The organism is Methylophaga sp., from assembly GCF_965655755.1.
Taxonomy (GTDB): domain Bacteria; phylum Pseudomonadota; class Gammaproteobacteria; order Nitrosococcales; family Methylophagaceae; genus Methylophaga.
In genome coordinates this window covers 30,520-34,587 of record NZ_CBFHHW010000018.1, presented here as the reverse complement: position 1 = coordinate 34,587, position 4,068 = coordinate 30,520, and the positions used below count along the sequence as shown (strand labels likewise).

Here is a 4,068-nt window from a genome sequence, read left to right as displayed (position 1 = left end):
CCTTGTTAGCGAACTATCGACTTGTTGAAAACGTTCAAATAACGTTTTTTGTTTGTCATAGGGAATACCCTGCCCCGTATCCGTTACATTGAAACGGAGATGAACATTTGTGTTTGTTTCAGCAAGTACATTCAGGTCAACTAGAACACTCCCCTCTTGAGTGAATTTAATCGCATTGTTAATGAGGTTAGTTAAAATTTGACGAAGTCGCAGACCATCAGCGTACACATAGGTATCGTCTACATATTGTGACGGACAAACTAACGCAATATTTTTAGCCTCCGCCTTAGTGGAGAGCGTACGAGCCACATCATTCATTGCTGATACCAGCTCAACGGGCTCTTCAACAATTTCCAGTTTGCCTGACTCGATTTTGGATAAATCCAAGATATCATTTATAAGACCAAGCAAGGATTCAGCACTGCGTCTGGAGATGCCTATCAGATTGAACTGTGAGGGTGATAAATCCGTATCAGAGAGCAAATCGAGCGCACCCATTACGCCATTAATAGGGGTGCGAATTTCATGGCTCATATTGGCAAGAAATTCACCGCGTGAACGGTTGGCCGCTTCTGCCTTATCACGTTCTGTTTTGAGAATCTCTTCGTATTGTTTTTGTTCTGAAATGTCGTGGTGTGTCCCAAACATCATTAGTGGTTCACCGGCATCTGTCCAGGAAAAAACCTTTCCACGACGCTTTATCCAGACCCAATGACCTGCTTTGTGACGCATTCGGCAAACACATTCGTAATGATTGGCATTGCCCGCAAAATGTGACTGCATTCTATGCCGCGTCTGTTCACGATCATCGGGGTGAGCTAAATCGAGCCAGGTTTGCATTGTCACTGGCATCAAATCGTTCAAAGTGTATCCCAACATCTCAGCCCAACGATAATTGATCTGAGTTTCGCCCGTTTGAACATTCAACTCCCAGGTACCGGCGTCTGTGGCATCAACCAAATTCTGTAAACGCCAGTTTTTTTCCTGTATCTGTTGTTTATTAGTAATTTGCTCTGTGACATCGTAATTGAATCCGACCATGCGTGTCGCTTCGCCAGCATTATTTCGTTCAACAATAATGCTGGCAGCAATATACTTTGTGCGTCCTTGGGGAGTACGGATCCTGAACTGCATATCGATATGCTGCTTAAACTGTCTTGCTGACGCCAATTCATCACGAAAATTATCAAGGTCTTCGGGGTGGATACATTGCTGCCAGAAGTCTATATTGTCTTTTATCGTATCCCGGTTATAGCCATATAAAGCCAACATACGGTCATCCCAATACAGCTTATTATCGATGATATTCCATTCCATCAATCCCATCTTGCCGGCATCAGCGGCCAGTTGCAGGCGCTGCTGAGAGACCCGAAAGTCTGTCCAGGCACGCTGCTCTGAGTCTTTGGCCTGATTTCGTCCTCTGACAACATACGAGATAAGTAAGAACAAAACGATATCAAACAGAACACCGATAACGACAATAAAACTGGGTTGGTTAAGCTCACTGGCTTGGAGAAAACCGGTATCTGAGTAAACAAATAAGGACCAGGTTTGGCCACCAATATTCATTTGATGTGTGGTTTGAAACCGTTGTGGATGCTCTATCGAATCAAAACGAACGTGTTTATCTTGAGCATTGTTATGGAGTAACACACCTTTTTCCGGGGAGCCTTCATACAATTCGAAGTTTATATTCTGCTGAGCATTATTCAATACGCCTTTCATTAAATCGCCTAGACGGAAGGCAGCATAAACATAACCTTGCAAAGCTTCGCGACGCGCTTGGATAGATGTCAGGTCACTATTTTGCTGATAAAAAGGAAAATACATTAAGAAGCCATATTGCGTGTCCTCTTCTGTCTCTTGAACCAACGTAACCCGACCTGACGCCGCAAAATCAGCAGTATCTCGGGCACGTTCCATCGCTTCGCGGCGGGTGGGCTCAGAAAACATGTCATAGCCAAATGCACGTTGATTGCGCCAGTCAAATGGCTCCAAGAATACAATAGCACTGTACATGTCTCGCTCACCGGCTGGCTTTATCTGGTACTCCTCAAAGCCTTCCGCTTGAATTTCTGCTTCATGCTCAGCGACTTGTTCGGGCTTCAGAATTTGGCTATAACCCAATCCCTGAATCCCTGGAAAGTGTTTATTCAGATAAAGCGTGTCTGCAAATTTCTCCCACTCTTTCCGTGAAACCTTATCACTGGCATGGAATAGTGCTAAGCCGCTTCGCAATGCCAGTTCATATTCATTCATACGGTCTGTAATTGCATTGGCAACATCTTTCGCGGTAAATTCGAAACGCTCACTAGCATGTTTCTCAACAGCCCCAGACGCAATATACCAGGCCCAACCAGTCACGAATAACGACATTACCAGTACCACCCATGCGACCGGGGGATGCTTCAAAAAGAGCTTGAACACTGATGTCATTTATTGACTAAGCTCAGTTTTCGAAAACCACATTTTCCTGTGTTTCATTCAAATTAACTCTTGTTCCAGTCTCTGTTTTAACTGACTAAACGCCTGCATTAGCATTGGCTCTATCGTTACCAGATGTTCTTTATCTTTTCCTTTAGCCGCCTGTTCAAAATCAATGGCCAATGCATGCATTTGATTCGCTGCCATATTGGCCGCAGCACCTTTGATCTTATGTGCCTGAGCTGCGAGCTGCACGAAGTCTTCTGACTCAATCAGCGCACCAAGCTTGTCTAGCTGCACTGGCATGTCCGCAATGAAGTTGAGCGCAACCTGCTTCATCAAAGCCCCGTCTTCCATTAAACGATTACCAAAAGTCGTTTTATCAAAGACTGGCAGCACTTCAGGCATTTCTGTATCCTTTTCGTCGCTATTTCCGTCAGATTGTAAAGCATCACCTGATAACCATTTTTTCAGTGTTAGCTGGATCATGTCAGCCTCTACCGGTTTTGCAATATAATCATCCATCCCAGCAGCGAGGCAGGCTTCTTTATCGCCTCGCATAGCATTGGCTGTTAATGCCACTACTGGAATTTTATGATTCAATACGGATGACTGGGGATCGCGAATATGCCGTGTACATTCATAGCCATCCATAACCGGCATTTGACAATCCATAAACACTAGATCAAACCGCTGTTTGGTAAGCATATCCAGCGCTTCTTGACCATTTTCAGCCACCTCAACAGTCGGCCCGAACATCTGAATCAAGCCTTTGGCAACAACCACATTTATGGCGTTATCTTCTACAAGCAACACCCTTACCTCGTTGAACTCACCATTGACAGGACTGCCAATCTGTTCTTGCAAAATCTCTGCAGGAATTTCATTCCGTAATCCCTGCAAAGCATTAAACACCTCAGACTGAACCAGAGGTTTAGCTAGCAAAATACAGTTGTATTGTTTCGCTTTTTTAGGTTCATGATCCAGTTGATTCTGTGAGGCTATCAACACGAATCGAATATCAAAATCAAACTGTGCTAACAGTGCATCGACATCCAATTCTAGGAAGAAATCTATCTCCATAATCAGAACACAGCTTTTTTCATTCCTATTTTCTGCTAAAACATCGCTGAATGACGCTGTGGATTCAGTTATTACGTGATGAATATTCCAGTTTTTCAGTACGTCAGCAAAATAACGTTGATAACCTGGAGTTTCAGCATGAACAAGGACATTTAACCCTGCCAGCGATCCCTTTTGATGTGATAAGCGTTCACGCTGAGTTAACTCAGCAGGAAGTTCAAACCAGAACGTCGAGCCGACACCATAGATGCTGTTAAAACCGAGATGCCCTCCCATCAACTCTACCAGTTGTTTACATATGGAAAGCCCTAACCCGGAACCAGTTTGTTGTCTTGTAGAGCTGGCATCAATTTGTTGGAAACGTTGAAATAACATTTTCTGATCTTGCTCCCGAATGCCCACGCCCGTGTCTGAAATACTGAATCGCAGTGTCGCATTAGACATAGTTTGTTTAGTGACACTCAGATCCAACGTAATAGAACCTTTTTCCGTAAATTTAATCGCATTGCCAATGAGGTTGTTCAACACTTGGCGGAGGCGGAGGCGATCAATTTTGGCAAC

At 44.1% G+C, this 4,068-nt stretch carries 2 protein-coding genes; both read right to left on the bottom strand.

Annotated elements, in window-relative coordinates; all coding sequences use genetic code 11:
• Positions 1-2,376 (bottom strand): sensor histidine kinase (locus ACTF5U_RS07500; protein WP_438971016.1); only part of this gene is annotated, 2,376 nt, incomplete at its 3' end.
• Positions 2,377-2,484: 108 nt separating this feature from the next.
• Positions 2,485-4,068: ATP-binding protein (locus ACTF5U_RS07495; protein ID WP_438971015.1), on the bottom strand; the 1,584-nt coding region annotated here is incomplete at its 5' end.